This is a genomic window from Paractinoplanes deccanensis (assembly GCF_016862115.1).
Classification (GTDB): domain Bacteria; phylum Actinomycetota; class Actinomycetes; order Mycobacteriales; family Micromonosporaceae; genus Actinoplanes; species Actinoplanes deccanensis.
This window is the reverse complement of record NZ_BOMI01000185.1, coordinates 19753-44685: the sequence shown is the minus strand read 5'-3', so window position 1 is coordinate 44685 and position 24933 is coordinate 19753. Positions and strand designations below refer to the sequence as shown.

The 24933-nt window shown below is 70.2% G+C and carries 24 protein-coding genes and 2 riboswitches; of the genes, 10 read left to right on the top strand and 14 right to left on the bottom strand.

Annotated elements, in window-relative coordinates; genetic code table 11:
- Window positions 1-7: 7 nt before the first annotated feature.
- The 3 genes from Ade02nite_RS43415 to Ade02nite_RS43405 all read right to left on the bottom strand — a co-directional run bounded on the left by Ade02nite_RS43415 (window position 8) and on the right by Ade02nite_RS43405 (window position 2449).
- Window positions 8-724 (bottom strand): anti-sigma factor family protein, encoded by a 717-nt coding sequence (locus Ade02nite_RS43415; protein WP_203776937.1) that lies wholly within the window; start codon window positions 722-724, stop codon window positions 8-10.
- Entirely contained in the window at window positions 721-1242 is a 522-nt protein-coding gene (locus Ade02nite_RS43410) for a sigma-70 family RNA polymerase sigma factor (protein WP_203776935.1), read from the bottom strand. The genes Ade02nite_RS43415 and Ade02nite_RS43410 overlap by 4 nt, the downstream gene beginning before the upstream one ends.
- 130 nt (window positions 1243-1372) lie before the next feature.
- Window positions 1373-2449: a neprosin family prolyl endopeptidase gene (locus tag Ade02nite_RS43405; RefSeq protein ID WP_239169476.1), complete on the bottom strand. Its 1077-nt coding sequence runs from the start codon at window positions 2447-2449 to the stop codon at window positions 1373-1375.
- Between the two features lie 1034 nt (window positions 2450-3483).
- Here Ade02nite_RS43405 and Ade02nite_RS43400 point away from each other — a divergent pair.
- Window positions 3484-3957: a cysteine dioxygenase gene (locus Ade02nite_RS43400; protein ID WP_239169475.1), complete on the top strand. Its 474-nt coding sequence runs from the start codon at window positions 3484-3486 to the stop codon at window positions 3955-3957.
- Entirely contained in the window at window positions 3951-4385 is a 435-nt protein-coding gene (locus tag Ade02nite_RS43395) for a rhodanese-like domain-containing protein (protein WP_203776931.1), read from the top strand. Before Ade02nite_RS43400 ends, Ade02nite_RS43395 begins: the two co-directional genes overlap by 7 nt.
- A 230-nt stretch (window positions 4386-4615) precedes the next feature.
- Here the strand turns inward: Ade02nite_RS43395 and Ade02nite_RS43390 are convergent, their stop codons facing one another.
- Window positions 4616-6265, bottom strand: a complete 1650-nt coding sequence (locus tag Ade02nite_RS43390; RefSeq protein WP_239169474.1) for an MFS transporter — start codon at window positions 6263-6265, stop codon at window positions 4616-4618.
- 52 nt (window positions 6266-6317) lie between these two features.
- Here Ade02nite_RS43390 and Ade02nite_RS43385 point away from each other — a divergent pair, with 52 nt between their 5' ends.
- Window positions 6318-7010: a TetR/AcrR family transcriptional regulator gene (locus tag Ade02nite_RS43385; RefSeq protein WP_203776929.1), complete on the top strand. Its 693-nt coding sequence runs from the start codon at window positions 6318-6320 to the stop codon at window positions 7008-7010.
- Between the two features lie 28 nt (window positions 7011-7038).
- Window positions 7039-8556: a GGDEF domain-containing protein gene (locus tag Ade02nite_RS43380; RefSeq protein ID WP_203776927.1), complete on the top strand. Its 1518-nt coding sequence runs from the start codon at window positions 7039-7041 to the stop codon at window positions 8554-8556.
- Here the strand turns inward: Ade02nite_RS43380 and Ade02nite_RS43375 are convergent.
- Both Ade02nite_RS43375 and Ade02nite_RS43370 read right to left on the bottom strand, forming a co-directional pair.
- Entirely contained in the window at window positions 8543-9079 is a 537-nt protein-coding gene (locus tag Ade02nite_RS43375) for a hypothetical protein (protein ID WP_203776925.1), read from the bottom strand. The genes Ade02nite_RS43380 and Ade02nite_RS43375 overlap by 14 nt on opposite strands.
- A 31-nt stretch (window positions 9080-9110) precedes the next feature.
- Window positions 9111-10112 carry a LacI family DNA-binding transcriptional regulator gene (locus Ade02nite_RS43370; protein WP_203776923.1) on the bottom strand — a complete coding sequence of 334 codons (1002 nt, stop codon included), beginning with the start codon at window positions 10110-10112 and terminating at the stop codon, window positions 9111-9113.
- Window positions 10113-10184: 72 nt separating this feature from the next.
- Here Ade02nite_RS43370 and Ade02nite_RS43365 point away from each other — a divergent pair, with 72 nt between their 5' ends.
- The 3 genes from Ade02nite_RS43365 to Ade02nite_RS43355 all read left to right on the top strand — a co-directional run bounded on the left by Ade02nite_RS43365 (window position 10185) and on the right by Ade02nite_RS43355 (window position 13218).
- A complete protein-coding gene (locus tag Ade02nite_RS43365) occupies window positions 10185-11561 on the top strand; it encodes an MFS transporter (RefSeq protein WP_203776921.1) in 1377 nt (458 codons plus the stop codon).
- Window positions 11562-12054: 493 nt separating this feature from the next.
- Window positions 12055-12342, top strand: coding sequence for a hypothetical protein (locus tag Ade02nite_RS43360; protein ID WP_203776919.1), 288 nt, complete (start codon window positions 12055-12057; stop codon window positions 12340-12342).
- Window positions 12343-12402: 60 nt separating this feature from the next.
- Window positions 12403-13218 (top strand): hypothetical protein, encoded by an 816-nt coding sequence (locus tag Ade02nite_RS43355; RefSeq protein WP_203776917.1) that lies wholly within the window; start codon window positions 12403-12405, stop codon window positions 13216-13218.
- Between the two features lie 12 nt (window positions 13219-13230).
- Here the strand turns inward: Ade02nite_RS43355 and Ade02nite_RS43350 are convergent, their stop codons facing one another.
- Window positions 13231-13566, bottom strand: coding sequence for an Atu4866 domain-containing protein (locus tag Ade02nite_RS43350; RefSeq protein ID WP_203776915.1), 336 nt, complete (start codon window positions 13564-13566; stop codon window positions 13231-13233).
- Window positions 13567-13626: 60 nt separating this feature from the next.
- Window positions 13627-14235: a TetR/AcrR family transcriptional regulator gene (locus Ade02nite_RS43345; protein ID WP_239169473.1), complete on the bottom strand. Its 609-nt coding sequence runs from the start codon at window positions 14233-14235 to the stop codon at window positions 13627-13629.
- A 178-nt stretch (window positions 14236-14413) separates the two neighbouring features.
- Between Ade02nite_RS43345 and Ade02nite_RS43340 the strand changes: the two genes are divergently transcribed.
- Both Ade02nite_RS43340 and Ade02nite_RS43335 read left to right on the top strand, forming a co-directional pair.
- A complete protein-coding gene (locus Ade02nite_RS43340) occupies window positions 14414-15310 on the top strand; it encodes an ABC transporter permease (protein WP_203776913.1) in 897 nt (298 codons plus the stop codon).
- On the top strand, window positions 15303-16076 hold the full coding sequence (locus Ade02nite_RS43335) for an ABC transporter ATP-binding protein (RefSeq protein WP_203776911.1): 774 nt from the start codon (window positions 15303-15305) through the stop codon (window positions 16074-16076). Before Ade02nite_RS43340 ends, Ade02nite_RS43335 begins: the two co-directional genes overlap by 8 nt.
- Before the next feature lie 37 nt (window positions 16077-16113).
- Here Ade02nite_RS43335 and Ade02nite_RS43330 read toward each other — a convergent pair whose 3' ends face one another.
- Window positions 16114-17172 carry a coiled-coil domain-containing protein gene (locus tag Ade02nite_RS43330; RefSeq protein WP_203776909.1) on the bottom strand — a complete coding sequence of 353 codons (1059 nt, stop codon included), beginning with the start codon at window positions 17170-17172 and terminating at the stop codon, window positions 16114-16116.
- Between the two features lie 3 nt (window positions 17173-17175).
- Window positions 17176-17307: riboswitch (cyclic di-AMP (ydaO/yuaA leader) on the bottom strand.
- A 210-nt stretch (window positions 17308-17517) separates the two neighbouring features.
- Window positions 17518-17650: riboswitch (cyclic di-AMP (ydaO/yuaA leader) on the top strand.
- A 7-nt stretch (window positions 17651-17657) separates the two neighbouring features.
- On the opposite strand from Ade02nite_RS43330, the gene Ade02nite_RS43325 reads away from it, so the two are divergent.
- Window positions 17658-18686, top strand: coding sequence for a coiled-coil domain-containing protein (locus tag Ade02nite_RS43325; RefSeq protein WP_203776907.1), 1029 nt, complete (start codon window positions 17658-17660; stop codon window positions 18684-18686).
- Between the two features lie 63 nt (window positions 18687-18749).
- Here Ade02nite_RS43325 and Ade02nite_RS43320 read toward each other — a convergent pair whose 3' ends face one another.
- The 5 genes from Ade02nite_RS43320 to Ade02nite_RS43300 all read right to left on the bottom strand — a co-directional run bounded on the left by Ade02nite_RS43320 (window position 18750) and on the right by Ade02nite_RS43300 (window position 24817).
- Window positions 18750-21113 (bottom strand): glycoside hydrolase family 65 protein, encoded by a 2364-nt coding sequence (locus Ade02nite_RS43320; RefSeq protein ID WP_203776905.1) that lies wholly within the window; start codon window positions 21111-21113, stop codon window positions 18750-18752.
- Window positions 21114-21168: 55 nt separating this feature from the next.
- Complete coding sequence (locus tag Ade02nite_RS43315; protein ID WP_203776903.1) at window positions 21169-21909, bottom strand: beta-phosphoglucomutase family hydrolase; 741 nt, start codon at window positions 21907-21909, stop codon at window positions 21169-21171.
- A gap of 67 nt (window positions 21910-21976) precedes the next feature.
- Complete coding sequence (locus tag Ade02nite_RS43310) at window positions 21977-22474, bottom strand: ATP-binding protein (protein WP_239169472.1); 498 nt, start codon at window positions 22472-22474, stop codon at window positions 21977-21979.
- An 83-nt stretch (window positions 22475-22557) separates the two neighbouring features.
- The gene (locus tag Ade02nite_RS43305; protein WP_203776899.1) at window positions 22558-23418 is read right to left on the bottom strand and encodes a hypothetical protein; all 861 of its coding nucleotides are present in this window, start codon (window positions 23416-23418) and stop codon (window positions 22558-22560) included.
- A gap of 94 nt (window positions 23419-23512) precedes the next feature.
- Window positions 23513-24817, bottom strand: a complete 1305-nt coding sequence (locus Ade02nite_RS43300) for an ABC transporter ATP-binding protein (RefSeq protein ID WP_203776897.1) — start codon at window positions 24815-24817, stop codon at window positions 23513-23515.
- Between the last annotated feature and the right edge of the window lie 116 nt (window positions 24818-24933).

Below are 24933 nucleotides of genomic sequence, written 5' to 3'. Positions count from 1 at the left end.
CACGGGGTCACTTGAGCACGGCCTTGCCCAGCACGTGCCCGCTGTCGTCGGCGACCTCGATGGAGCGCACGTTGCGGAGCTGGAGGGAGCTGGCGCCGATCACCTTGGCGTTGCCGCTCGGCGTCGGCCCCCACACCATCGCCTGCTCGACCTGACCGGAAGCCCCGCGCACCTGGCAGTGGAACGGCCCGTTGCCGCGCAGCTTGGTCAGGTCGACGGCGACGGAGACGCCCCACGTCTTGGGCGTGAGCACCGCCTGCCCCGACAGGCCGCTGCCCGCGGTGGGCTCGAACTGGGCGGTGACCAGCTCGGGGCTCGGCAACGTGGTCGGCTGATCGCCCTGGCGGCTGCCGCGGATCACGCCGATGCCGACCGCGACGGCGATCAGCACCACGGCGGCCGCGGCCAGCCAGCGCACGCCGGCACGGCGCGCCTGCCGGAAACGCTCGGCCCGCATGCGGCGCAGCAGGCCGTCGATGCTCTCCTGGCTGGGGCGCGCCGACATGCTGATCGGGGGCCGGCCGTCGGCGGCGGCGGGCCGTCCCGCGTCCGGCAGGCGCTGGAGCAACTCGGGCACCGGGGCGAGCCGGTCGAGCTCGGCCCGGCACTCGTCGCAGTCGCGCAGGTGGGCGTCGAGCCGGTCGGTGTCGGCCTCGTCGAGGCCGCCGAGCAGATAGCCGCCGAGCAGCCGGCGCAGGTCGTCGTGGCGGGGCTCCTCGCTCATCGCAGGACCCCCATCTCCTCGAACGCCGTGCGCAACGCCCGCACCGCGTAGTAGGCCCGGGACTTCACCGTGCCCTCGGGCACCGACAGCTTCCGTGCCGCGTCGGCCACGCTCTGCCCCTCGTAGTACATGGCCCGGACCACGGCCTGGTGCTCGTCGGAGAGCCGCTCCAGCGCCTCGGCCACCAGCCAGCCCTCGACCATCTGGTCGACGTTGTCGGTGGCCGGCAGGGCGTTGACCGCCGCCTCGTCGGCGACCAGATGCGGGCGGCGCTGCTCGGCGCGCCACGCGTTGGTCACCACGTTGCGCGCGATGGTGAGCAGATAGGACCGGGTGCGCCCGGTGTCGGTGTCGAGGTGGTCGATGTGCTTCCACGCCCGCAGCAGCGTCTCCTGCACCAGGTCCTCGGCGCGGTGACGATCGTGCACGTAGCGCATGACGAAGCTGAGCAGGACCGCGTAGTGCTCGTTGTAGAGCGCGGTCATCAGCTCCTCGTCGGGGCTCACCCGTCGCCTCATCGCGCCCGTCCCCTCAACGCCTGTTCGCCACCAGTTTGTACACCGCGGCGGTGAACTCGGTTCGACGGCGCGACAATACGAACGATGCCCGGTCCCCCTCGCCGGGACCGGGCATCGCGTCTGGGTGGTGTCAGCCTTCGTCTTCCGGGTCTTCGCAGGGGCCCGGACCGCCGTACTGGAAGGTCCTGAGCGTCTGGTTGTACGGCGTGTAGGCCGGGGTGGAACTGCCGATCTTCAGCTCCACCGTCGGGCCGTTGAGGTACGTCACGCTGGCCAGCTTGGCCGCGGCGCCGTCCTTCTTGGGCGTCTTGCCGTTGCCCATCTGGGTCCAGCACGGGGTGGTGGTGGTCGAGGCGACCTCGCCGAAGACCTGGATCAGGCCGGAACGGTTGAACGAGATGCCCTTGTCGTTCCAGAGCGTCTCGGGGAAGTAGCCGACCCACTCCGTGTCGTACGCGATCCACCAGGCGTTCTTGAAGTACTGGATGCCGAACTTCTTGCTGACGTCCTGCGGCAGCGTGTCACCGGGCTTGATGTTCTTGCTGTACGGCACGAAGCCGCAGCCGTTGTAGCAGCTCGGCTGCTTGTCGACCCAGTGGTAGACGAACAGGTGCGGATCGTCGTCGCCGTTCACGAGGCGGTCGACGGTCCAGCCGACCTCGACGATCTGCCGGCCGTCGGCGGACTGGAGCGCCAGTTCGGCGAGGGAGTGGTAGTCGGTCTCCTCGAGCCGTGGCTTCGAGATGGTGACGTTGGCGTAGACGCCGTCGGTCTCGGCGTACTGCATGCCGGTGTTGTAGAGGTAGTTGACCGTCTGGTCCTGCGAGTCGGACGGCGGCTCGGGCGGCGCGACGTCGGTCTTCTCGGTGCGCAGCTGGTCGCCGGCGTTGCGGAAGCGGCCCTTGGGCCCCTCCTCGTCCTTGGGGATCACGGAGCCGCTGGTGTCGTTGGCCGCGGCGGCGAGCCCGGAGGCGCGCAGCGACTTGGAGCTGGCGCCCGCCTGCCCGCGCTTGAGCTTCTTGGGCCGCTCGCCCCACGGCAGGGTGGCCGGCGGCGTCGGCGGCGCCTCGACCGCGGCGGAAGCCTCGGCGGCCGTGGGCGGCGTGATCTGTTCCGCGTCGGCGCTCAGCGTCGAGGCGACACCGAAGGCGCCGGCCACGGCAACGGCTAGACCGGCGGCAAGAAGGCCGCGGCGAGACTTCAACACGTGTCCGTCCTCGTTCGTCGGGGGTCTTCGTCGGGGATCTGGTCGGGATCTTCGTCGCGCAGCGAGGTGATCCGAGGAGGCGCGGGCGAGGTGACCTCCGGACCTGAGTCACCATATAGCTTTCTCGATTGAGGAGAACCGGGTCAGAGTGATTTCCGCCTTAACGGCTGAGGCGGCGAACCGATCCGGTGATGGTTTCGCGCATTTCTTCCACGCAGAGTGTCGGGGCGACTGCGGAGGGCTGCGCTCGCCGCATTGTTCGGAAAGAGGCAAAGCGCTACGAGCTTCTTTCAGGTCTTGACTGTGGACGCGTGGGGTGTCCGAGGTGGAGGCGCGGATCGGGCATACTCCACAGTGCTCTCGCATTTCGCCGGCGCGGCTTGGCCCGGGTGGTGGTCACGCTGGGTTGTTAGCGTTGCTCAGCGCCCCACGCTTGTCCGGATATATCCGCATCGGTGACTCGCGATCATAAAGCATCGGGGCATGTCCACTATCTCAATAGTGGCCAGATAAGCAGCGACAAATACATCGCCCGTTGATCATTCCGCCGTCGCGTCACCCTCCGTCCGGCACCCGCGCCGCGCGGCCCGCTTTCGCCCCGCCTTCGTCGGACCGACCTTCTCACGCACCTCCACGGGCGCCCCTCCTTCGCTCCCCGCCCCCTTCCCTGGCCCTTCACCTGCCCCGCCCCTTCCCTAGCCCTTCACCCGTCCCACCCTTCACGCCCCACCCCCTTCCCTGACCCTTCACCCGTCCCACCCTTCACGCCACGCTCCCTTCCCTGGCCCTTCACCCGTCCCGCCCTCACCGGCCCTCGCCCTTCGCTCGCCGCCTTCACCAACCCCACCCTTCACTCGCTTCCAGGGGCGGGTGCGCCAGCGCCCGACATCCGCGCTGACCAGCGTTTTCCGCGTCCTCACGCCCCTGATCGGCTGACTTGCCGCCACCACCGCGCGATTACCGCTATCCTTTGACCCACTGTTCTGCTAAACCTATAGGACTGATAGGCAATGTATGTAAACGGAGGAGCTCCCGTGACCGTCGTCGACACCCGCCTCGACCATCTCGCCGTCGCGACCCGTTTCGCCGCCGCCCCCGAGCAGTGGAGCGTGGCCCCCCGCTTCAATCCCGTGGACCGCTGGTACCACCGCCTGCACGTCGCCGACGACCACGAGGTGTGGCTGCTCACCTGGCTCCCCGGCCAGGGCACCGACCTGCACGACCACGGCGGTTCCGCCGGCGCCTTCCACGTCTTCGGCGGCACCCTCACCGAGGAGACCGTCTCGGTGGCCGCCGGCCGCCCTCCGCGCGTCACCTCCCGCGAGCTGGGCGAGGGCGCCGGCCGCCGCTTCGGCAAGCACCACATCCACCGCATGACCAACCGTTCCAGCCGCCCCGCCGTCAGCGTCCACGTCTACGGCCCCGCCCTGACCACGATGACCCGCTACCGCATCGGCGCCGAGGCCCTCGAGGTCCTGACCGTGGAACGCGCCGGGGTGCAGTGGTGACCGCAACGCTGCAGACCCCACCACCCGGCTCGCTGGGCATCACCGAGATCCTCGCGAACGCCCGAGCCCGCCTGACCCGCGTCACGCCGCAAGAGGCCCAAGCCGCCCTGACCCGCGGCGCCGTCCTCGTGGACATCCGCCCCGCCGCCCAACGAGCCGAACACGGCGAGATCCCCGGCGCCGTCGTCATCGAACGCAACGTCCTCGAATGGCGCCTCGACCCCCGCAGCGACGCCCGCCTGCCGTTCGCGCGAAGCTACGACCTGGAGGTCATCGTGACCTGTCAGGAGGGCTACACGAGCAGCCTGGCCGCCGCCGCCCTGCAAGACCTGGGCCTGCACAGAGCCACCGACCTGGCCGGCGGCTACGCCGCCTGGCGGGCCGCCGGCCTCCCCACAACCAAAACCCCGGGTCGTCGGCTTGAGTGATCGTCAGTGGCTACCGCGGCCGTGTCCACAGGCCCGGCAGTTGTCCACAGGCATCGACACGATCTCGCGTTTTCCCGTCACAATGGGACGGGACGGGGGCCCCCAAGGGAGGGCGGGCTCTCTGTGGGTGGCCTCTATAGGTGGTGGTTCCTGCGGGCGGCGCGGCATCCACGAGCAAACCCCGCACCCGCCCGCCCGCAACATCACGGCACCAAGAACCGCCCGTCACATCAATGCGCAGCCCCCTCCCCCAGAGCCCGCCGCGGCAGCAAGAACGACAACCCCAAAGCCGCCAGCAACAACGCCACAGTCACCCCCACGGTCCGGATCGTCGCGTCCTCGAACCCCGCCCTGACCTGCTCCTGCCCGTACGCCTGCGCCCCTTGCGGCAGCTCCCCACCGCCTTCGCAGCTGGGCGGCACCCGGTCCGGGTCGTCTTCCGCCACGCGGTCCCGCAGGCAGTTGTGCAACCCGGCCGCCACCGCCGGCTGGGTGTCGGACGGCACTCCCGCCGCGGTCAGGACCGTGCGCAGCTCTGCCGCCGAGCTGTCCACGTGGGAGGCCACCTGGCCCGGCAGGATGGCGAAGAAGATCGTGCCGAGCACCGCGATGCCGAACGCGCCGCCCAGCTGCTGGACCGAGGTCAGGGCGCCCGACGCCGAGCCGGTCTCCTCGTCGTCGACGCCGGCCAGGACGATGTTGAAGAACGGGGCCATGGCCAGGCCCATGCCCGCGCCGACCAGGACGAGGGCGGGGATCAGGGGGTAGGGCGTGATGTCGGCGCCGGCGAGGCGGATGGTCAGGGCGAAGGCCGCCGTGCCGACGATCATGATGACGGTGCCGAGTTGGAGGAGGCGGCGGCCGTACCGTTCGGCGAGTCCGGCTCCCGCCGCCACGAAGCCGGCCACCGTGCCCAGGGCCTGCGGCAGCGTGGTCAGGCCGGCCTTGAGCGGCGAGTAGCCGAGGCCGATCTGGAAGTAGAACGTGAAGATCAGGCCGGTGCCGATGAGCGCGGCGAAGAAGACCAGGCCGACCGCGAGCCCGCCGGAGAAGGCGCGCTTGCGGAACAGGCTCGGGGTGACCAGCGGGTCCTGTCCTCGGCGTTCGCGGCGTGCCTCGTACAGGGAGAACAGCCCGAAGGTGACGACGCCCAGGGCGAGCAGCGCGAAGCACCAGACCGGCCAGTCCAGCTCGCGGCCCTGCACGAGCGGATAGAGCAGCAGGAACGCGCCGGCTGCGGCCAGCACGACGCCCAGCCAGTCGAGGCGGGGCGCCTGGGCGGAGCGGAACTCGGGCAGCCACCGGACGGCGCCGAGGATGGCGAAGAGGCCGAGCGGCAGGTTGATGAAGAAGATCATGCGCCAGCCGGCGCCGAAGTAGTCGGCGTCGACGAGCCAGCCGGCCAGAATGGGACCGCCGACCGAGGAGAGGCCCATGACCGGGCCGAACGCGCCGAATGCCTTGGCCTGTTCGGCGGGGGAGAACATCTGCTTGATCATGCCGAGGCCCTGGGGCAGCATGACCGCCCCGAACAGGCCCTGCACGGCCCGCGCGGTGATCAGCTGCGCGGGGCTCTGCGCGAGGCCGCAGGCGAGCGACGCGAGCGTGAAGCCGGTCGCGCCGATGAGGAACATGCGGCGGCGACCGAAGATGTCGCCCAGCCGGCCGCCGGTGAGCAGGCCGATCGCCATGGCGAGGGTGTAGGCGGCGCCCAGCCATTGGATGAGGCTGTACGTCCCGCCGACCTCGTCGCGGATGGCCGGGCCCGCGATGTTGGTGACGAGCGCGTCGAGGAGGTCCATCACCTCGACGGCGAGGATCACGAAGAGCGCGACCCAGCGATATCGGTACGCGGTATCAGGAACGGTGTTCGTCAGCACGAACACCGTTCTACTAGCGAACGCTGTTCGCCGCAAGGTAATTTAGGCGGCGATGAGCTGGCCCGTGGAACGCCCCGCAAGAAAACTGATCACCCGCGGCGAGATCGTGCGGATCGGCCTGCGCCTGGTGAGGGCGGAGGGCATCGACGCGCTCAGCATGCGGCGGATCGCCACCGAGCTGGACACCGGCCCGTCCAGCCTCTATGCCCACGTGGCGAACAAGGATGAGCTGCTCCGCCTCATGTTCGACGAGATGTGCGGCCTGATGACGATCCCCGAGCTCGATCCGCCGCGGTGGAAGGAGCAGATCAAGGAGCTGGCCCGCGCCGGCCACCAGCTCATGATCGACCACAACGACCTGGCCCGCGCCGCGCTCGCGACCGTCCCGGTCGGGCCCAACGCGCTGCGCATCTCGAACGCGATGTTCGGCATGCTGCTGGCCGGCGGCATCCCGCCGCGGGTCGGCGCCTGGGCGATGGACCGGATCTTCCTCTACATCACCGCCGACGCGTACGAATACTCGATCTGGCGCAAGCAGGTGCGCAACGCCGGCTCGGACAAGGACACGTTCATCACCGAGCTGGGCCGCGAGACGCTCGCCTATTTCGAGCAACTTCCCGAGGACATCTACCCCCATATCAAGACGTACGCCACCGCGCTGGTCGGCGGCAGCGTCGACGCGCGCTTCGAGTTGGGGCTCGAGTTGCTTGTGGACGGTCTGGACAAGTACGCAGTCGTTAGTTGATCTGAGCACTTTTGTTGATACTGGGACCATGCTCCCCGTGCCGGTCACCGCGTTCGGGCCGCTGCACCTCCTCGCGCTCCGGGTGCACCGGCTCGCGACGACCGGGCACGGCCACGAGGCGATCGAGGCCGCCGACGCCTATCTGGCCCTGGCCCGCGCCGCCGGCGACCAGCGCACCGTCCCCTTTCTCGTGCAGGGCAAGATGTACGCGTACCTGCACATGGGCCGGGTCACCGAGGCGGCCGAGCTCGGCGAGCGCCTGCTGCGCCTGCACCGCGACGCCGGCTCGGTGCTCGGCGAGGCCAAGGCACTGTGCGACCTGGCCCAGCTGGACGTGCTGCGCGGCCGCTACGTCGACGGCATGCGCAACCTCGCCCGCGCCGCCGTCCTGATCGACCGCCCCTATCGGGATCGCGACCGCTGGATCTCGGCGCTCTGCTCGTTCGCCGAGGCGGCGGCCGTCGCCGAGATGTACGAGACCGCCACCGACGCGTACGAGCGGCTCAGCGTCACCCATCCCGCGTTCGGCCTGGTCCACGCCGACACGCTGCTGCAATGGGGTCTGCGGTTGTGCCACGTCGGGCGGTGCGACGAGGGAGCCGCCCGGCTGCGCCGCAGCACCGCGATCACCCAGCAGCGCCCCGACGACATGGCGGCCGCCGCGATGCTGGCGCTGGCCCTCGCCAAGCTGGGCGACGTCGTGCCCGCCGAGAAGCTGGCCCGCGAGGCCGTGCTGTCGCTGCGCGCCGCCGAAAACTACCGGTACGCCCGGATGGCCCATCTCGCGCTCGGCATCAGCCTGCGCCAGCAGGGCGCGCTCACCGACGCCCGCGTCGAGTTCGTCGCCGCGCGCGAGCTGTGCGCGTTCGGGCCGCGGCCCGACGAGCAGACGATCATCCGGTTCGAGATGGCGCTGACCGCGCTGGCCGCCGGCGGCGGGCAGGCCACCCGCGACCTGTTCGAGGCGGTCGAGGGGCAGACCGGCGAGCTGTGGCGGCTGCGGCTCCAGCGGCTCGCCATGCTGCGCCAGGCCCGCCAGCGCGAGGAGTCCGAGGCGGCCCGGGCCCGCGCCGAGCGGGAGGTGCTGCGCGATCCGCTCACCGGGCTGGACAACCGGCGCCGCTTCGACCTGCTGCTCGAGCGCATCGACCGCGGCCGGCTCACCGCCCCGCTGGTGCTGCTGCTCGTCGACGTCGACCACTTCAAGGCGATCAACGACGCGTACTCGCACAGCACCGGCGACCGGGCGCTGCGCGAGGTGGCGCGGATCCTGCGGGCGCACTGCCGGGCCGAGGACGTGCCGGTGCGGTACGCGGGCGACGAGTTCACCGTCTTCCTCCGCGGTGACCTGACGGTCGGCCGCGAGGTGGGCGAGCGCATCCGCGCGGCGGTCGCGCGTTCCGACGTTCTCCCGGGGGTACGCCTGACGGTCAGTGTGGGACTGGCCGCCCTCGCCGAGGGGATGACCGGCGAGGAGCTGTTCCGGGCCGCGGACGAGCGGTTGTACGCGGCGAAATGGAGCGGCCGCAACACTATTGCGGCCTGACCACCCCCGACTTGCCGCTGTAGAGGTCACGCGAGCCGTCCGCCCGGCGCGGCGTGTCCGGGGCGTCGAGCCAGACGACGTACGGCTTGCCCGATTGCAGCCCGCTGATGGTGGCGCTTCCGGTGCACTCGGTGCCGGTGGTCACGGTCTGCCAGACCGGCTCGGGTTGCGCGCCCGAGACGAGCTCCTGCGGTACGGCGGTGACGCGGTAGGTGCGTCCGTACTGGTTGGGCCATTGGACCCGGAACGAGCCCGAGCCCGGCGTCACGATGATCGGGATGAGCACGGCGTCGCTCTGCGGCCACGGGACGGCGCACGCCGAGCTGGTCGGCAGGAACGAGACCGGCGGCAGCCCGGGGCGCGGGGAGCCGGTGTAGGTGACGACCGGGCTCGGCGTACGGCTGCCCTCCTCGACGCTCAGCCACGGCGCGGCGGGAGCGGAGGTCCCGGAGCTCTCCGGCGTGTCCGATTTGCCGCATGCCCCGACCAGGAGGAGGGGCACCAGCGCCAACGCAGCCCGCATACTCCTACGGTCGGCGCGAAAAAGGACAAACTTAGCCGAGCTGCCCGGTCGTGCCCCGGATGATCAGCCGCGGCGGGATCACGACCTCGCGGTGGGCGACCGTCGCGCCGTCGATGCGCTCGACCGCCCGGGCGACCGCCAGCGTGGTCATCGTCTCGATGTCCTGGGCGACGGTCGTCAGGTCGATGTGCGCCATGCTACTGAAGGTGCTGTCGTCGTAGCCGACCACGCTGACGTCGCCCGGCACGCTCAGATGCTCGCGGCGCAGCACGTCGAGCAGGCCCGCCGCGCTGAGATCGTTGAAGACGGTCACCGCCGTCGGCGGGTCGGCCAGCAGCTCGCGGGCCGCGCGAGCGCCGTCCTCCTCCCCCGGCCCACCACTGACCACCCGGATGCACGCCTCGAGGCCGTGCCGCCGCATCGCGTCGCGGTAGCCCTTCTGCCGGTCGGCCGAGCTCGGCTGGTGCCGCCCGCCGTCCACGTGGGCGATGCGGCTGTGCCCGAGCGCCACCAGGTGGTCGACGGCCAGGTGGAGCCCGCGCGCGTCGTCGGTGCGCACCACGTCGACCTGGCGCTGGCGCACCGAGCGCATCATCGCGACCACCGGCATCCGCCCGGCGAGCGTGGCCAGCTCGGCGGACGGGATCTGCGGCCCGAGCAGCACCAGCGCCGCGCAGCGGTCCTGGAGCAGCCCGGCGATGGCGGCCCGCTCGTCGCGGCGCGGCGTGATCGCGCTCAGCGCCAGCTCGTAGCCGACCCGTTCGGCCGCGTCGTAGAGCCCGGTGAGCAGGTCGTCGTGGAACGGATGCTGCACTCCGAAGACGACACCGAGCAGCCGGCTCTGCCCGCTGCGCAACAGCCGGGCACGGTTGTCGGGCTGGTAGTCGAGCCGGCGCGCGACCTCCAGGACCCGCTCGCGGGTCGCGGCGCTCGCGCCGGGCGCATCGCGCATCACGATCGACACCAGCGCCACCGAGACCCCGGCCTCGGCGGCGACGTCGGCCAGCGTGGGCCGGCGGTCCCCGACGGTCATGGCCGGAACTTTACCTGTGATGACTAGAACGTTCTAACACGCTGGCAACTAGAACGTTCTAGAGTCGATCACGTGGAACACCTGACCTCCCGCCGCCGCTGGGCGGCCCTGCTCGCCCTCGCCCTGGGCGGTTTCGGCCTTGGACTCACCGAGTTCGTCGCCATGGGCCTGCTGCCCGACCTCGCCCGCGATTTGCTGCCCGCCGAGTACGCGCAATCCTCGGCGGACGCGGTCGCCAAGGCCGGCTGGATGATCTCGATCTACGCGCTCGGCGTCGTCGTCGGCGCCCCCACGATCGCCGCGCTCACCGCCCGCTGGCCGCGCCGCCGCCTGGTGCTCACGCTGCTCGCGCTCTTCGTCGTGGGCACGGTCGCGTCCGCGCTCGCGCCGACGTTCGGCCTGGTGCTCGCCGGCCGCTTCGTGGCGGCGCTCGCCCACGGCGCCTACTTCGGCGCGGCTGGCCTGCTCGCCGCGGCCATGCTCGGCCCGGGCAGCGAGGGCAAGGGCTTCGCGCTGGTGCTCGGCGGCCTCACCGCCGCGAACGTCTTCGGCGTCCCGCTGATCACCGGCCTCGGCCAGGCGGCCGGCTGGCGCGTCGCCTACCTGGCGGTGGCCGGCGTCTTCGCCCTGACCCTGCTGGCGGTGCTGGCCACCGTGCCGGAGATCCCGGCGGCCCCGGGCGGTTCCCCCCGGGCCGAGCTGTCCGCGTTCCGCTCCCCGCAGGTCTGGCTGGCCGCCGCCGTCGCGGCGATCGGCTTCGGCGGCTTCTTCGCCGTGAACAGCTACATCGCCCCGGTCACCACGCACGTCACCGGCCTGTCCGAGTCGGCCGTGCCCTGGGTGCTGGCCGTCATGGGCCTCGGCATGACCATCGGCAACGCCCTCGGCGGCGTCGCGGCCGACAAGAACCTGCGGCGCAGCGTTCTCCTCGGCTTCGCCGCCATGATCGCGACCATCGCCCTCTTCGGCATCGTCTCCCGTCACCCGGCCGGCTTGTTCGCCGGCGCCTTCCTGGTCGGCGCGGCCGCCCTCTTCATCGGCCCCGCCCTCCAGGCGCGCCTGATCTCGGTAGCCCCGAGAGCCCAGCTGATGGGCGCCGCCGTCAACCAGTCCGCCTCGAACATCGCCAACAGCGCCGGCGCGGCCCTGGGCGGCGCCGTCATCGCGGCGGGCTGGGGCTACCTGTCCTCGGCCTGGCTGGGCGTGCTGCTCGCCCTGACCGGCCTCGCGCTCGCCGTCGTGAGCTTCCGCCTCGACCCGCCGCGGACCCCGGCCGAGGTCGTCGACGGGCACCAACCACTGCCGGTCCGCGGCGCCGCCGACGAGCAGGCACGGCGCGGCGACTTCGGCACAGGGCCCAAGGCCGTCCTGGCGCCACCTCGCGCACGGGCGTGCAGGACCGCGCCGGCCGGGTCATCGACCTCGGCGTGCACCACGGAGAGCCGCTGACAACGTTGTCGACAGAGCGTGACGCTCGGGCCGGCCGGCGACCGGCGATGCCGGGCCGGGCGCAGGCCGGCCACGAGGACCCGCGGCCGGGGCCCCTGTAGCAGCAGGGGCCCCGCGTCCTGATCAAGGTCGAACCCGTGGGACCGATGGCCAGGACTTCGCCGAGCAAGCACCACCTTGCTCGGTCGACCTCGTTCACACAACCCCTGACCTGGCCTTTTCCCCTCGCTTGTCGATCTTGATGATCGAGGCGGAACGCCGGGGGCGCAGGTCTGACGTTGTTCATCAAGATCGATCCGATGCTCGTGAACAACGAGTCGGCGATCGGACACCACGAATGGGGCACCGAACCACTAAGAACGTCTGTAGCGCTGGGACGGTGTCGTCGGGTAGCAGCTCACGGTCCGTGGTCACCCCTGTGCAGAACCCGGGCCCCGCCACCCTGTCCGTCGAAGGTGGTGGTGTCCCTTTCCCCCGCGAAAGGTTGAGACCGATGGCGAAAAAGATCTGCCTCCCCACGTCCGGATCGGCGCGGCCCAGCTCCGAGTGCGGACACGCGCGCCGGGGCGGGCGGCCGAGATCGCGCCACGTCCTGATCCTGGTGGTTCTTCTGGTGGCCGTGCTGGTGCCGATGGCGCTGATCGCCGCCGGGATGACGGCAGCGACCGCGGTCTCCACCTCGGGAGCGATCGCCGCGTTCGCGTTAGGGGCCGCCCATCAGGTCGCGCAGCTTCTCGGCGCCCCCGGGCGCCGGGCCGCGCCCCTGCCGGGGAACGCCTGACGGGCAACGCCGATGAAGCAGCCCCGTAAAGGCGCACGCACACGCCCGGCAGCCGGCGTCGTGCCCGACAAGATCGCCCCGAAGAGGTTCAAGCCCATCCCGGAGGATGCCCCCGCCCGCGAGCTGGGGGAATACCTGCGGGCGATGGTCCGCGAGTCCGGGGTCAGCCTCGACCGGATAGCGGCGGCCGGTGGCATGGCCAAGAACACGCTGACCACCACCATGAACGGCCAGTCGAAGGAGTGGCCGTCCGTTCTCAACTGGATCACCGCGTACAGCAAGGCCTTCCGCGGCCCGGAAGCCCGGCAGATGGCGGACATCCGCCGGCTCTACCAGCTCGGGCGCGACAGACATCTTGCCGCCCTCAGCCGTCCGCGGACCGCGCAGACCGCAGCACCGGCGGCCGCGCAGACGACCGAGTCCGCCGACCCGGGCGACATCCGGCAGCCCTCGCCGGAGTCCCTGCTGACCGAGGTCTACATCCCGCTGCCCCGGCGCACGCCGGGCGCCGGGATCGACGCCCATCTCAAGCGGTTCCTCACCAAAGACGAGATCGAGGCCCGCATCGCGACGATCAAACACCTGGAGCGACGGCAGCGCCTACGCGACGGCCCGGTCTCCCTCCACCAGGACGACCCCTGGTTCGCGCTGGCCGACTACCGTCCCAGGGGCACGGTGTACCGATCCGCCGTCGTGCATCAGCGCGATCCCGCACGCGGCGCCGCACCGCCGGTCGGGGCGGCCTGGCCCGCGTTCGAGCAAGGCGACTCCCCGGAGGATCCTTACGGACCGGTCAAGCCCACGACCGGCCCGCCGGCCGGGAGCTGGGGGCTGCCGCCCGGGCCCGAAGACGAGCTGGCCCGGCTCGTCTCGTAGGTGCCGCGGGAATCAGAGCAGGGCCAGCCGGTGCCCCGCCATCTCGAGCACGCCCTCGCGAACCGTCACCGGCGTGCGCAGGCCCGAGTCGTCTCGCAGGGTCATCGTCGCCCCGTCGAGCTGGTACGTGCCGCGTGCGGGCTTCCGGCGACCGGCGATCGAGCCCGCGTACGTGCCGTCGGTCCGGATGTCGAGACGCACCGTGCCGTCGGCGCTGCGCCACGAGCCCACCGGGGTGGTGACCTTGGCCGGCGCCACCCCGAGCGTGTCGTGACCCGCCTCCAGTCCTCGCATGGCGATCGCGAGGAGCGCGGCGGCGTCCAGGACTGTGGCGTCGACGTGCGGCATGACGGCTCCGGAAGGGGGTGGTGGGGGCGGGTCCCCTCCTTTCGGCGCCGGGCCGCCCGATCAGAGGGTTTCGGCGGTGGACTTCAGCGCGGCCGTGACGGCCGTGGTGAGCTTGTCGAGGTAGTCGTCGGGCATCGGGGTGCGCGAGACCGCCAGACGCCAGTACAACGGGCCGAGGATCATGTCGACCGCCACCTCGGGGTCGGTGCCGGCGGGCAGTTCGCCGCGGGCGATGGCCTGGCCGACGAGCTTCTCGCCGACGGCCTGCTGGTGGGTGCGCAGCGCGGTCTGGAGGGTTTCCGCGATCTGGGGATTGCGCGCCGCCTCGGCCATCAGGTCGGGAATGATCTGCGACGCGATACGGTGTTGGAGGGCGCGGTGGACAATCATCATGATCAGTTGAAGGTCGCCCGCGAAGCTCCCGGTGTCGGGCAGCGGCACGCTGCGGCCGGCGACATCGGAAACGATCTCGAGGACCATCTCGAGCTTGTTGCTCCAACGGCGGTAGATTGCCGTCTTGCCCACTCCGGCACGGCGCGCCACAGCCTCGATGGAGAGCCTGCCATAGCCGACTTCGGCGAGCTCGTTCATCACGGCGTTGCGGATCGCTACGGTGATGTCGCCTCGGAGCACCGCCGCTCCGGCGGGTGCGCGCTTTCCAGTTGCCACACGGTCACTATACGCCAGGACGTAACGGTTGCGTTCCGCCGTTTGGTCGGATAGCCTTCCGGCACGTCGATACGAAGGCGTTCCATCGACGGCGGCTTGACATGCTGCTTAAGTGTTCTCGCGGAAAGAACCAGGGCCCGCAACCCCCCACGGGCCGACGAGATCGGAGCTCCACCCCATGGCTCAGACGGCGGTCGCCGATTCCGAGACCGGGCAATCGCTCAAGGAGCTGGCCCGGCGGAACGGCCTGACGGCTGCCGGGCGACTCCCCGGCATAGCCGAGTACACCCGGCATCTCTGGTCCTATCGCCACTTCATCGCGGCGTTCGCCAACGCCAAGGTGAGCGCCTCGCTGGGCACCACCAAGCTCGGTGTGGTCTGGCAGGTGCTGACCCCGCTGATCAACGCGGGCGTCTACTACGTGATCTTCGGTCTCCTGCTCAACACCAAGCAGGACACCAACAACTTCATCGCGTACCTGTGCGCCGGCGTCTTCATCTTCGGGTTCACCCAGTCGGTGGTCCAGGCCGGCTCCATGGCGATCACCTCGAACATCAACCTGATCCGGGCGCTGCACTTCCCCCGGGCGAGCCTGCCGATCGCGATCGCGCTGGTCGAGGTTCGCAACATGATCGCCTCGATGGCCGTGCTCATCGCGATCATCCTGCTCACCGGTGAGCCGCTCACCGTCCAGTGGCTGCTGGCCCTCCCGGCCCTGGTGCTTCAGGCGATCTTCAACGCCGGACTCGCGCTCTTCGTGTCGCGGCTCTGCGCCAAGGTCACCGACATCCGCCAGCTGATCCCCTACATCATGCGGATCTGGATGTACGGCTCGGCGGTCCTCTACCCGGTCACGTTCTTCTCCGACCGGCTCCACGGCTGGCAGCTCGCGCTCGTCGAGGCCAACCCGATGCTCGTCTTCATCGAGCTGATCCGGCACGCCCTGATGGAGAACGTGACGCTGGCCGCCTCGCCGCTGCGCCTCTGGACGTACGCGGTGATCTGGACCGTCCTCGTGGGTGTCGGCGGATACGTGTACTTCTGGCGCGGAGAGAAGGGCTACGGCCGTGGCTGACGAGCGAGTTCCTACTGTCATCGCGGACAACGCGCACATCGTCTACCGCATCTACGGCTCGGTCGCGCCGGGTGCGAACACCCCGCTGGCGAGCTTCAAGCGCCTCGTCACGGGCAAGAAGAGCGCTGCCGTCCGCGAGGTGCACGCGGTCAAGGGCGTCAGCTTCGTCGCGTACCGCGGTGAGGCGATCGGCCTGATCGGCACGAACGGATCGGGCAAGTCGACGCTGCTGCGGGCGATCGCCGGGCTGCTGCCCGTCGAGCGGGGCGGCGCCATCTACGCGGCCGGCCAGCCGTCGCTGCTGGGCGTCAACGCGGTGCTGATGAACGACCTCTCCGGCATCCGGAACGTGGAGCTGGGCTGCCTCGCCATGGGCATGAGCCCGGCGCAGGTCAAGGAGCGCACCGAGGAGATCATCGAGTTCTCCGGCATCGACGAGCGGGGCGACTTCAGCTCGCTGCCGATGAAGACGTACTCGTCCGGCATGGCGGCCCGGCTGCGCTTCTCGATCGCCGCGGCGAAGAAGCACGACGTGCTGCTGATCGACGAGGCGCTCGCCACCGGTGACGCGAAGTTCCGCAAGCGCAGCGAGCAGCGGGTTCGCGACCTGCGGGCCGAGGCCGGCACGGTCTTCCTGGTGAGCCACAGCGAGCAGTCGATCCGCGACACCTGCGAACGCTGCATCTGGCTCGAGTCGGGCGTGATTCGCGCCGACGGCCCGACGGACGACGTGATGAAGGAGTACGAGACCTACGTCCGCAAGTAGGTCCCGCACTCCTTCCGGAGAACTCAGCGCATGAAGCTCAGCGCATGGAAAGGTGCACGTGGTTGGTGTGGTCGCTGGAAGGGTCGCCGTTACCGCGGGTGTACGCCTTCCAGCCACTGCTCGGCAGCCAGATGCGCTCGAACCAGATGACGTAGAGCACGCCCAGCCGGCTCGCGTTGGTGATGAAGTAGTTCGCGAGCCGGTCGCCGTAGTCGCGGCTCGCGCCCGTGGCGACGCCGCCGAAGCCGTTCTTGTCGGCGGCGAAGTCGCAGGCCTTGCCCTTGGGGTGCTCACCGCTGTTCTGCTCGCGGAAGCAGGCGACGTAGCGGGTGAAACCGTCCGCCTGGGCCTGCTTGAGCGCGTTGAGCGTGCGCGGGCTCAGGCAGCCGCTGGTGGTGGGGTCCGGCTCGGTGCAGCCCTCGGAGGGCAGTGAGCCGTCGGCGTTGCGCGGCGCCGCGCTCGCCTTCTGGCTCGTACCGGTGCTTTTGTCACTCGCGCGGGGGGCGTCCTCGCCGGTCTTGTCGTCGCCGCCCGTGTTGGCGGCCTTGAGGGCGGCCTCGGCCTGCGTCTTGCGCTTGGCCATGAGGGCGACCTGCTTCTGCTCGTTGCGCACCTCGGTGTCGATGGCGACCTTGGCGGCCTGCTGAGCGTCCCGGGTGGCCTTGAGCGACGCGACCGCCGCGTTCTCCTTGACCGCGACCGTCTCGAGCGTCTCGGCCCGGTCGAGGAAGCCGTCCGCCGAGCCGGCCGAGAGCAGGGCGCTCATCGGGCCGAGCCGCCCGGTGCGGTACGACTGCTGGATGATCTCGTCGAGCGCCGCCTGGCGCGGGGCGATCTGGGTGTCGAGCTCCTTCAGCTTCTTCGCGAGCTCGGTCTGGCGCTTGCGCGAGCGCTCCAGCGCCTCCTGGGCCTCGACGTAGCCCTTGGACGCCGCCTCGAGCTGCTGGATGAGGGTCTTGGACGCGCCCTCGCCGTCGTCACCCGTGTCGCCCGGCGCCGCCGAGGCGGGAGAGGCCAGCGCGAACGCGAGGCCGGGGATCGCGACGAGCAGCGCCAGGGTGGCTGCTAATCGTCGCCGGACAGTCTTGTGCCGCACACCTGTTCCTTCCGTCGGCCGCCGACCGAGTTAGCTGACGGGTTCGGGACGGAAGTGATCCCTACCGCTGGCGCGGATTCACCCCGGAAGATTGGTTCCCCGGCTCGTTCGAAAACGATTAGGCGGCGATCCCCTGGGGGTGGGGACCGGGACCGACCATACCGAAGACATCGAACGATCGACAGTTATCGCACGCGAAGCAATTGTGTGACAACGCACCGTAGCCGCCCTTACGGAATGTCATGAGACGCATACGCGAATGACGTTTCCCGAGGCCTGAAGCATCCGCGGTTCTCGGGTAAACTCGCGTCCGGTCCGCCCAACCAGGCACCGCCCCCGAGGTGCCGGCGGCCACCGCCCAATCGCCGCGAGGCGAGCCGGGGAACCAGGTAAGTGTGGGGTGAGTCCGCGCGAGCGGTAGGGATCGCTTCCGTCCCGAACCCGTCAGCTAACCCGGTCGGCGGTTTACTTCGGAAGGAACCTGCATGACCGTACGACCCCGCCGGTGGCTGATGCTTGCCCTGGCGCCGATCGTGGCCGTCACTTTCCTGGCCGCGGCACCCGTCTCACCCGCGAGCGCCGAGCCCGGAGACGGGACCTCCGCGACGCCGGACGAGTCGGCCGGGAAGCAGAACCAGACCCTCGACGAGTTGATCGAGTCCTCGAACCGCCGGTTCGTCCAGGCCAAGGGCGCCGTGGCGAAGTCGACCGCCGCGCAGAAGGCCCTCGCCGTCAAGATCAAGGCCGCCGAGGCCCGGCGCAACGAGCTGATCCCCGAGGTCAACGCGATCGCCGCCCAGCAGTACAGGTTCGGCCAGCTCAACGCCGCGAGCTTCCTGCTCGGCAGCCAGGGCTCCACCGACTTCTGGCACAAGGCGGTCTCGCTCGAAGAGATCAACTCGCAGCACGACCGCAAGCTCGCCGAGCTCAACCAGGCGATCGACGAGGTCACGCAGTCCAAGGCGGCGCTGGACGCCGAGGTCAAGAACCAGAAGAAGAACCTCGTCGTCATGCAGAAGCAGAAGGAAGCGGCCAACGAGGCTCTCGATCTCGTCGGCGGCAACAGCCTCACCCAGGGCAAGGTGCTCGCCAAATCGCCGATCGCCAAGGCGGCGCCGCGCAATTCGGAGGGTGGATTCTCGCCCGAGTCCTGCACCGTCTCCGACCCGACGACCAACGGCTGCATCACCGCCCGTACATTGAATATGTACAAAGAGGTGAAGAAGGCGGGCTTCGACAGATTCGTGGGATGTCACCGCGACGGCGGGCCGTTCGAGCATCCGAAGGGCCGCGCCTGTGACTGGTCGTTGCAGGACAAGGGCTTCGCGGTCGCGCACAACGCCGACATGAAGGAATACGGCAACAACCTCATGGCGTTCCTGGTGCGCAACGCGGACCGGCTCGGCATCTATTACGTGATCTGGTACAAGCAGATCTGGTTCCCCGCCCGGGGCTGGAGCACGTACCACGGCGTCAGTGACCACACCGACCACGTACACGTGTCGATGCTCTGACGAACCTGAGCAAGAAGCCCCCCGGCCGGATGCGGCCGGGGGGCTTTCTCGTGGGTGCGGACGTCAGCTGGTCGCGCGGCGCACCGGGGCGCGGCCGGAGGGCTGGGTCGGCGCGGGGCCGGTGTGCGGCGCCGGCGGGATCGGCACGGTCACCGGCTTGACCTGGGTGACCTCGACCTCCTTGCCGTGGTGCAGCAGCACCAGCCGGGCCGAGCCGCCGCCGTTGCGCAGCGAGTAGGTGACCTCGTCGGCCGTCACGTTGACCCGCAGCCGCAGGCCGCGCCAGAGCAGCGAGAAGTCCAGCGCGTTGATCCGGCTGGGCAGCCGGGGCGCGAAGGACAGCTGGCCGTTGAAGTCGCGCATGCCGCCGAGCCCGGCGACCAGCGAGATCCAGGTGCCGGCCAGGGACGCGATGTGCAGGCCGTCCCGCGAGTTCTGGTGCAGGTCGTGCAGGTCCATCAGGGCGGCCTCGCCCAGATAGTCGTGCGCGAGCTCGAGGTGGCCCGTCTCGGCCGCCATGACGGCCTGGATGCAGGCCGACAGCGACGAGTCGCGGACCGTGCGGGCGTCGTAGTAGGCGAAGTTGCGCGCCTTCTCCTGCGGGGTGAACGCGTCACCGCGGATGTACATCGCCATCACCAGGTCGGCCTGCTTGACCACCTGCTTGCGGTAGAGGTCGAAGTACGGGTAGTTGAGCAGCAGCGGGTACGCCTCGGGCGGCGTGTTCTCGAAGTCCCACTCCTGCAGCCGCGTGAAGCCCTCGGACTGCTGGTGGACCCCCAGTTCGCGGTCGTACGGGATGTGCACGGCCGCCGCCGCGTCCCGCCAGCTCGCCGTCTCCTCGTCGTCCACACCGAGCTTGCGGGCCAGGTCCGGGTGGCGCTTGGCCGCGTCGGCGGCGGTCACCAGGTTCTGCTGGGCCATGAGGTTGGTGTAGATGTTGTCGTTGACCACGGCCGTGTACTCGTCCGGGCCGGTCACGCCGTCGATGTGGAAGCGGCCGTGCCGGTCGTGGTGTCCCAGCGAGCGCCACAGCCGGGCGGTCTCGACCAGCAACTCCAGGCCGACCTCGCGCTCGAAGTCGTAGTCGCCGGTGGCCTGCACGTAGCGCCGCACGGCGTCGGCGATGTCGGCGCCGATGTGGAAGCCCGCCGTGCCCGCCGGCCAGTAGGCCGAGCACTCCTGGCCACGGATGGTCCGCCACGGGAAGGCGGCGCCCTGGAGGCCGAGCGTCTGGGCGCGCTCCCGGGCCAGGTCGAGCGTCGAGTGGCGCCAGCGCAGCACGTCGGCCGCGGCGTGCGGCTGGGTGTACGTCAGCGCGGGCAGCACGAAGGTCTCGGCGTCCCAGAACGTGTGGCCGTCGTATCCGGGACCGCTGAGGCCCTTGGACCCGATCGGGCGCTGCTCGGCCCGGGCGCCGGCCTGGAGCGTGTGGAACAGGCCGAACCGGACCGCCTGCTGCACCTCGGGGTCGCCCTCGACGCGCACGTCCGAGTGGTCCCAGAACGCGTCGAGGTATTCGCGCTGTGCCTCGACCAGGCCCTCCCAGCCGTCGAGCCGGGCGCTGGCGAGCGCGGCGCCGACCTGGTCGCGCACGGCGGGCAGCGAGCGGTGGCTCGACCAGCCGTACGCGGCGATCTTGACCACGCGCAGCTTCTGGCCCGGCTCGAGCTTGCAGGCGACCGTGGTGCGCAGCCAGTCGGGGTGGCCCTCGGTGGTGACCGCGTGCTTGCCGGGCGCCTCGACCAGGTGCTCCATCGCCGCGGCCATGCGCAGGTCGCTCGCCTTGGTGCGGTGCACCAGCAGGCCGCCGGTGCTCTGCTCGAGGACCTCCTCGGCCTGGAGTGGGTGGTCGAGCACGGCCGCGACGCGCGGGTCCTTGCTCATCGGCGGGAGCTGCTCGTTGGCGACGAGCTCGGACTGGAGGATGAGCCGGGCGTCGCCGTCGAGCGGCTCCACCTCGTACAGGATCGCGACGACGGACCGCTGGGTGAACGACACCAGGCGCACCGTGCGGACCCGGATGGCCTGGCCGGACGGGGAGACCCACTCGACGTTGCGCTCGAGGGTGCCGGCGCGCAGGTCGAGGACCCGCTCGTGCGAGCGCAGCTCGCCGTACCGGACGTCGAACGGCTCGTCGTCGACCAGCAGCCGCATGAGCTTGGCGTTGGTCACGTTGACCATCGTCTGGCCCGACTCGGGGAAGCCGTAGCCGGCCTCGGCGTAGGGCAGCGGGCGGAGCTCGTAGAACGAGTTGAGGTAGGTGCCCGGCAGGCCGTGCGGCTCGCCCTCGTCCAGATTTCCGCGGATCCCGATGTGTCCGTTGCTCAGCGCGAAGACCGACTCGGACTGGGCCAGCAGATCCAGGTCGAGGCGGGTCTCCCGGATGTGCCAGGGGTCGACGGGATATGCCCGTTCACGGATCACGGTGGTGCCTCTCGTACCTAATGAGAAGGAGGAAAGTCTTTATGGCGTACGCGCATCAGCGCGTCAGGAGTTCGGACAGATCGGTGACCACAACGTCGGCACCGTTGTCCAGAAGTGCCTGAGATTGACCCACGCGGTCGACACCGATCACGATTCCGAAGGCTCCCGCGCGACCGGCCGCCACACCGGCCAGGGCGTCCTCGTAGACGGCACAACTCTGCGGGTCGAGCCCGAGCAGCTTGGCAGCATAGAGGAACGTGTCGGGGGCGGGCTTGCCCGGCAGGCTCTGCTCGCGGGCGGTGACGCCGTCCACACGCACTTCGATGTAGTCGGCGATGCCCGCCGCCTCCAGAACGTCCTTGCAGTTGGCGCTCGCCGAGACCACGGCGCGGCGCAGGCCGGCCTCCTTGGCGGCCTTGAGGTACTCCACCGAGCCCTCGTAGACCTGGACGGCGCCTTCCTTGATCTTCTGGAGGACGAGGATGTTCTTGCGGTTGCCGAGTCCGTTCACGGTCAGCAGGTCGGGACCGTCGTCCGGGGTGCCCTCGGGCAGGGTGATGCCGCGGGACGCCAGGAACGTGCGCACGCCGTCGGCTCGTGGCCGGCCGTCGACGTAGAGGTGGTAGTCGGCACCGGAGTCGAACGGCACGAATTCCTGATCGTGCTGCGCCGACCACGCCTTCAGAAAGGTGTCGAACGTCTGTTTCCACGCAGCATTGTGCACAAGAGCGGTCTGCGTGAGCACGCCGTCAAGATCGAAAAGGCATGCGGTTACGTGAGGAGGTAGTCCGAGCACTGGCCCAATGTAGTCGCACCGCGCGGCCGATGAGCCCGGAAGGGCACCTTCACATTCCCCCGGCGGTTTACACGGTGTTCAAACTTGATTGCCGGTTGGTGTCCGGCGGCGCGCCGACCAGCATCCGCAACCCGATCGTGGTACCGATCGGGCCGGTGGCCACTGTCACCTCGTCGCAAAGTTGATAGGCGAGCCAGATGCCGCGCCCACCGACCTCATAGGTCTCGGGCACCTCGGGAGCGGACAGGTATCTCGCCGGGATCCCAGGCCCCGAATCGGTCACCGAGCAGCGGGCGGAGCCGTCGGCCGTCCACAGCAGCAGGCGGCCGTGACCGCCCGCGTGCAGCACCACATTGGTGACGATCTCGTTGATCGCGAGGACGAAGCCCTGGAGCCGGTCGCCGGTGAGGCCGGCGGCCCGCAGGTGGGCGCTCACCTCGTGGCGCACGAGGGCGATGTCGTCGCGCTCGAACGAGCGGTCGAGAAGATGAGGGGCGGCGCCCGGTGGAGGGACAGCGGTGCCCGGCGACTCCCTCCTCGGAGCCGAACGGACCCTCTGGCTCAATCTCTCCTCCACCGTGGTGCAGCCTACGCGTTGTGCCGTCATCGCGGCACAACGCGTCTGCGATCAGACTCGGAAGAGAAGCTTCAGAACAAGTCCGCGATCGTCCGGAAGATCTCGGCGTAGAAGTTGCCGTCGATGTCACGGTAAAGGCTGAACTTCATGCCGGGGCTGCCGAAGAACGGCCGCAGCGTCCACGCGAGCTGCGTGCCCACGAAGCCGAACAGGAAGATCCAGACGTAGAGCAGCGTCATGCTCGGCGGCCGCGGCGGCGCGACGGGCCGCTGCGGCGGACGCTGCGGCCACGCCGCGTTCGGCGCGGCGGGCGCCCCCGCCGAGCCGGACGACGCGGCCGGCGTGGCGCCGTTCCCGGCACCGACGGCAGCCGGCACCGGAACGGGTGCGGCCGCGGGCGCGGGCGCGGCGACAACCTCCGCCGGCGCCGGCGCGAGCAGCCCGTGATCGTTGAGCACCCGCATGCCGCCGGTCAGGAACCGCAGCCCCACCAGCGCCGAGAGCCCGAGGATCGCCACGTTGAGCAGCTTGAAGAAGCTGTAGTCCGGCGCCGTGATCAGAAAGAACAGGCTGATCGGCGCGAACGCCAGCGCCAGCATCGCGGTCACCGTGAGCGCGACCATCACCAGCGCGAGCGACTGCCGGATCGAGAGCCGGGCCCCGAAGACGAGGTTGAACAGATAGAGCGTCGGCAGACAGATCGCGAGGGTCACGAGGAACAGCAGCGGCAGCTTGACCGCCGAGGTCAGGGCCATCAGCACACTGTGGAAGGAGCCCAGCACCGCGCCGTAGACGGCGAGCGCGACGACGGAGCTCAGCAGCATCTGGCCGGTCAGCCGGTGGAGACCGCGGTCCTCGACCACCTGCTGCCAGATGCCCTGGCGATCTCGCAGGATCCGTTCGATGACCAGAAGCCCGGACGCGTTGCCCACGTACCCACCTCCAACGAAACGGTATCGTCGATACGGAGCCGCATCGACGTGTGGGCGGAACGATATGCCATGCCGTCAAGCGAGGAAAGGGCGCTCAGCGCCAGCCGACGTCGATCCGGCCGCCGCGCTCGTCGAAGAAGTGCAGGGCGTCCATCCGGATGGCGACCGAGAGCGGATGGCCCGGCGAGACGGCCGGATAGGGCGCGAGCCGCACCGCCAGCTCGGCGGGGCGCCGGTGGTGGCGCCCCGGGTCGAACAGGACGCTGTGCTGGTCGGCCTCGCGGGCCTCCACCGCCGTGGCGCCGTTCGAGCGCCCGTTCAACCGCCGCTGGATCTTCTCACTGAGCCGCCGGAACGGGCCGGGCTCCTGGTAGTCGTTCTGCATCGCGGTGCCCATCTCGTCGACCACGATCGCCGTCGCACCGATGTCGAGGTACGCCAGCGACTCGTGCCCGTGGTGCTCGAGATAGCGGATCCGGCCGCGCAGGATGTCGCCCGGCACGTCCGGGGCGACCGGGGTGAGCGCCTCGGCCCGCATGCCGACCACGATCCGCTCGCCGTGGTAGTGGGCGACCGCCCGCGACCGGATGTCGTGCCACGGCAGGTAGAGCGCCTGCTCGCCGAAGTTGAGCTCGATGTAGCGCTCGAGGTGGACGTAGACCGACGCCTCCAGCAGGTTCATGCGCGGCGAGCCGAGGAAGGCGGCCACGTAGAGGGTGGCCGGCCGCCCGTACACCTCGGTGGGTGTGCCCACGTCCTGGAGGACGCCCTTGCGCATGATCGCCACCCGGTCCGCCATGGTGAGCGCCTCGGCCTGGTCGTGCGTCACGTACATCGTGGTGACGCCCAGCTCGCGGGTGAGGCCGGTGATCTCGGCCCGCAGCTCGGCGCGGAGCCCGCTGTCGAGATTGGACAGCGGCTCGTCCATGAGGAACAGGCCGGGCCGGCGGACGATCGCGCGGCCCATCGCGACCCGCTGGCGCTGGCCGCCGGAGAGCTGGCTCGGCTTGCGCCGCAGCACGTCTCCTATGCCGAGCGCCGCCGCCACGTCGCCGACCCGCTCCCCGCGCGGCTGCGGCTCCACACCGGACAGCTTCAGCGGGAAGCCGATGTTGTCGCCGACCGTCATGTGCGGATAGAGCGCGAAGTCCTGGAACACCATGGCGATGCTGCGGTCGCGGGGCGCCAGTTCGAGGACCGGATCGCCGTTGAGCAGGATGTCCCCTTCGGACGGGTCCTCCAGTCCGGCGATCATCCGCAGGACGGTGGACTTGCCGCAGCCGGACGGGCCGAGCATGACGAGAAACTCCCCGTCGTTGACGTCGAGACTCAGGTTGTCGACGGCAACCGTGCCGTCGGGCCAGACCTTGGTGACGTCCTTGAGCGAGACGGTCGACACCGCCTACCTCCCCTGCCGGGCGCGCGAAATGTGATCCCGGTCCCACTACGGTCCGCGACCCGCCCTATTCGACGAGGAGTATCGATGTCACACCATCGGGTGAACGTGCCATTTGC

Coding starts and splice junctions, on each gene's coding strand:
- Ade02nite_RS43415 (WP_203776937.1), bottom strand. CDS start 724: ATGAGCGAGGAGCCCCGCCACGACGACCTGCGCCGGCTGCTCGGCGGC.
- Ade02nite_RS43325 (WP_203776907.1), top strand. CDS start 17,658: ATGACCGTACGACCCCGCCGGTGGCTGATGCTTGCCCTGGCGCCGATC.
- Ade02nite_RS43370 (WP_203776923.1), bottom strand. CDS start 10,112: ATGACCGTCGGGGACCGCCGGCCCACGCTGGCCGACGTCGCCGCCGAG.
- Ade02nite_RS43360 (WP_203776919.1), top strand. CDS start 12,055: ATGGCGAAAAAGATCTGCCTCCCCACGTCCGGATCGGCGCGGCCCAGC.
- Ade02nite_RS43380 (WP_203776927.1), top strand. CDS start 7,039: ATGCTCCCCGTGCCGGTCACCGCGTTCGGGCCGCTGCACCTCCTCGCG.
- Ade02nite_RS43340 (WP_203776913.1), top strand. CDS start 14,414: ATGGCTCAGACGGCGGTCGCCGATTCCGAGACCGGGCAATCGCTCAAG.
- Ade02nite_RS43385 (WP_203776929.1), top strand. CDS start 6,318: ATGAGCTGGCCCGTGGAACGCCCCGCAAGAAAACTGATCACCCGCGGC.
- Ade02nite_RS43350 (WP_203776915.1), bottom strand. CDS start 13,566: ATGCCGCACGTCGACGCCACAGTCCTGGACGCCGCCGCGCTCCTCGCG.
- Ade02nite_RS43410 (WP_203776935.1), bottom strand. CDS start 1,242: ATGAGGCGACGGGTGAGCCCCGACGAGGAGCTGATGACCGCGCTCTAC.
- Ade02nite_RS43375 (WP_203776925.1), bottom strand. CDS start 9,079: ATGCGGGCTGCGTTGGCGCTGGTGCCCCTCCTCCTGGTCGGGGCATGC.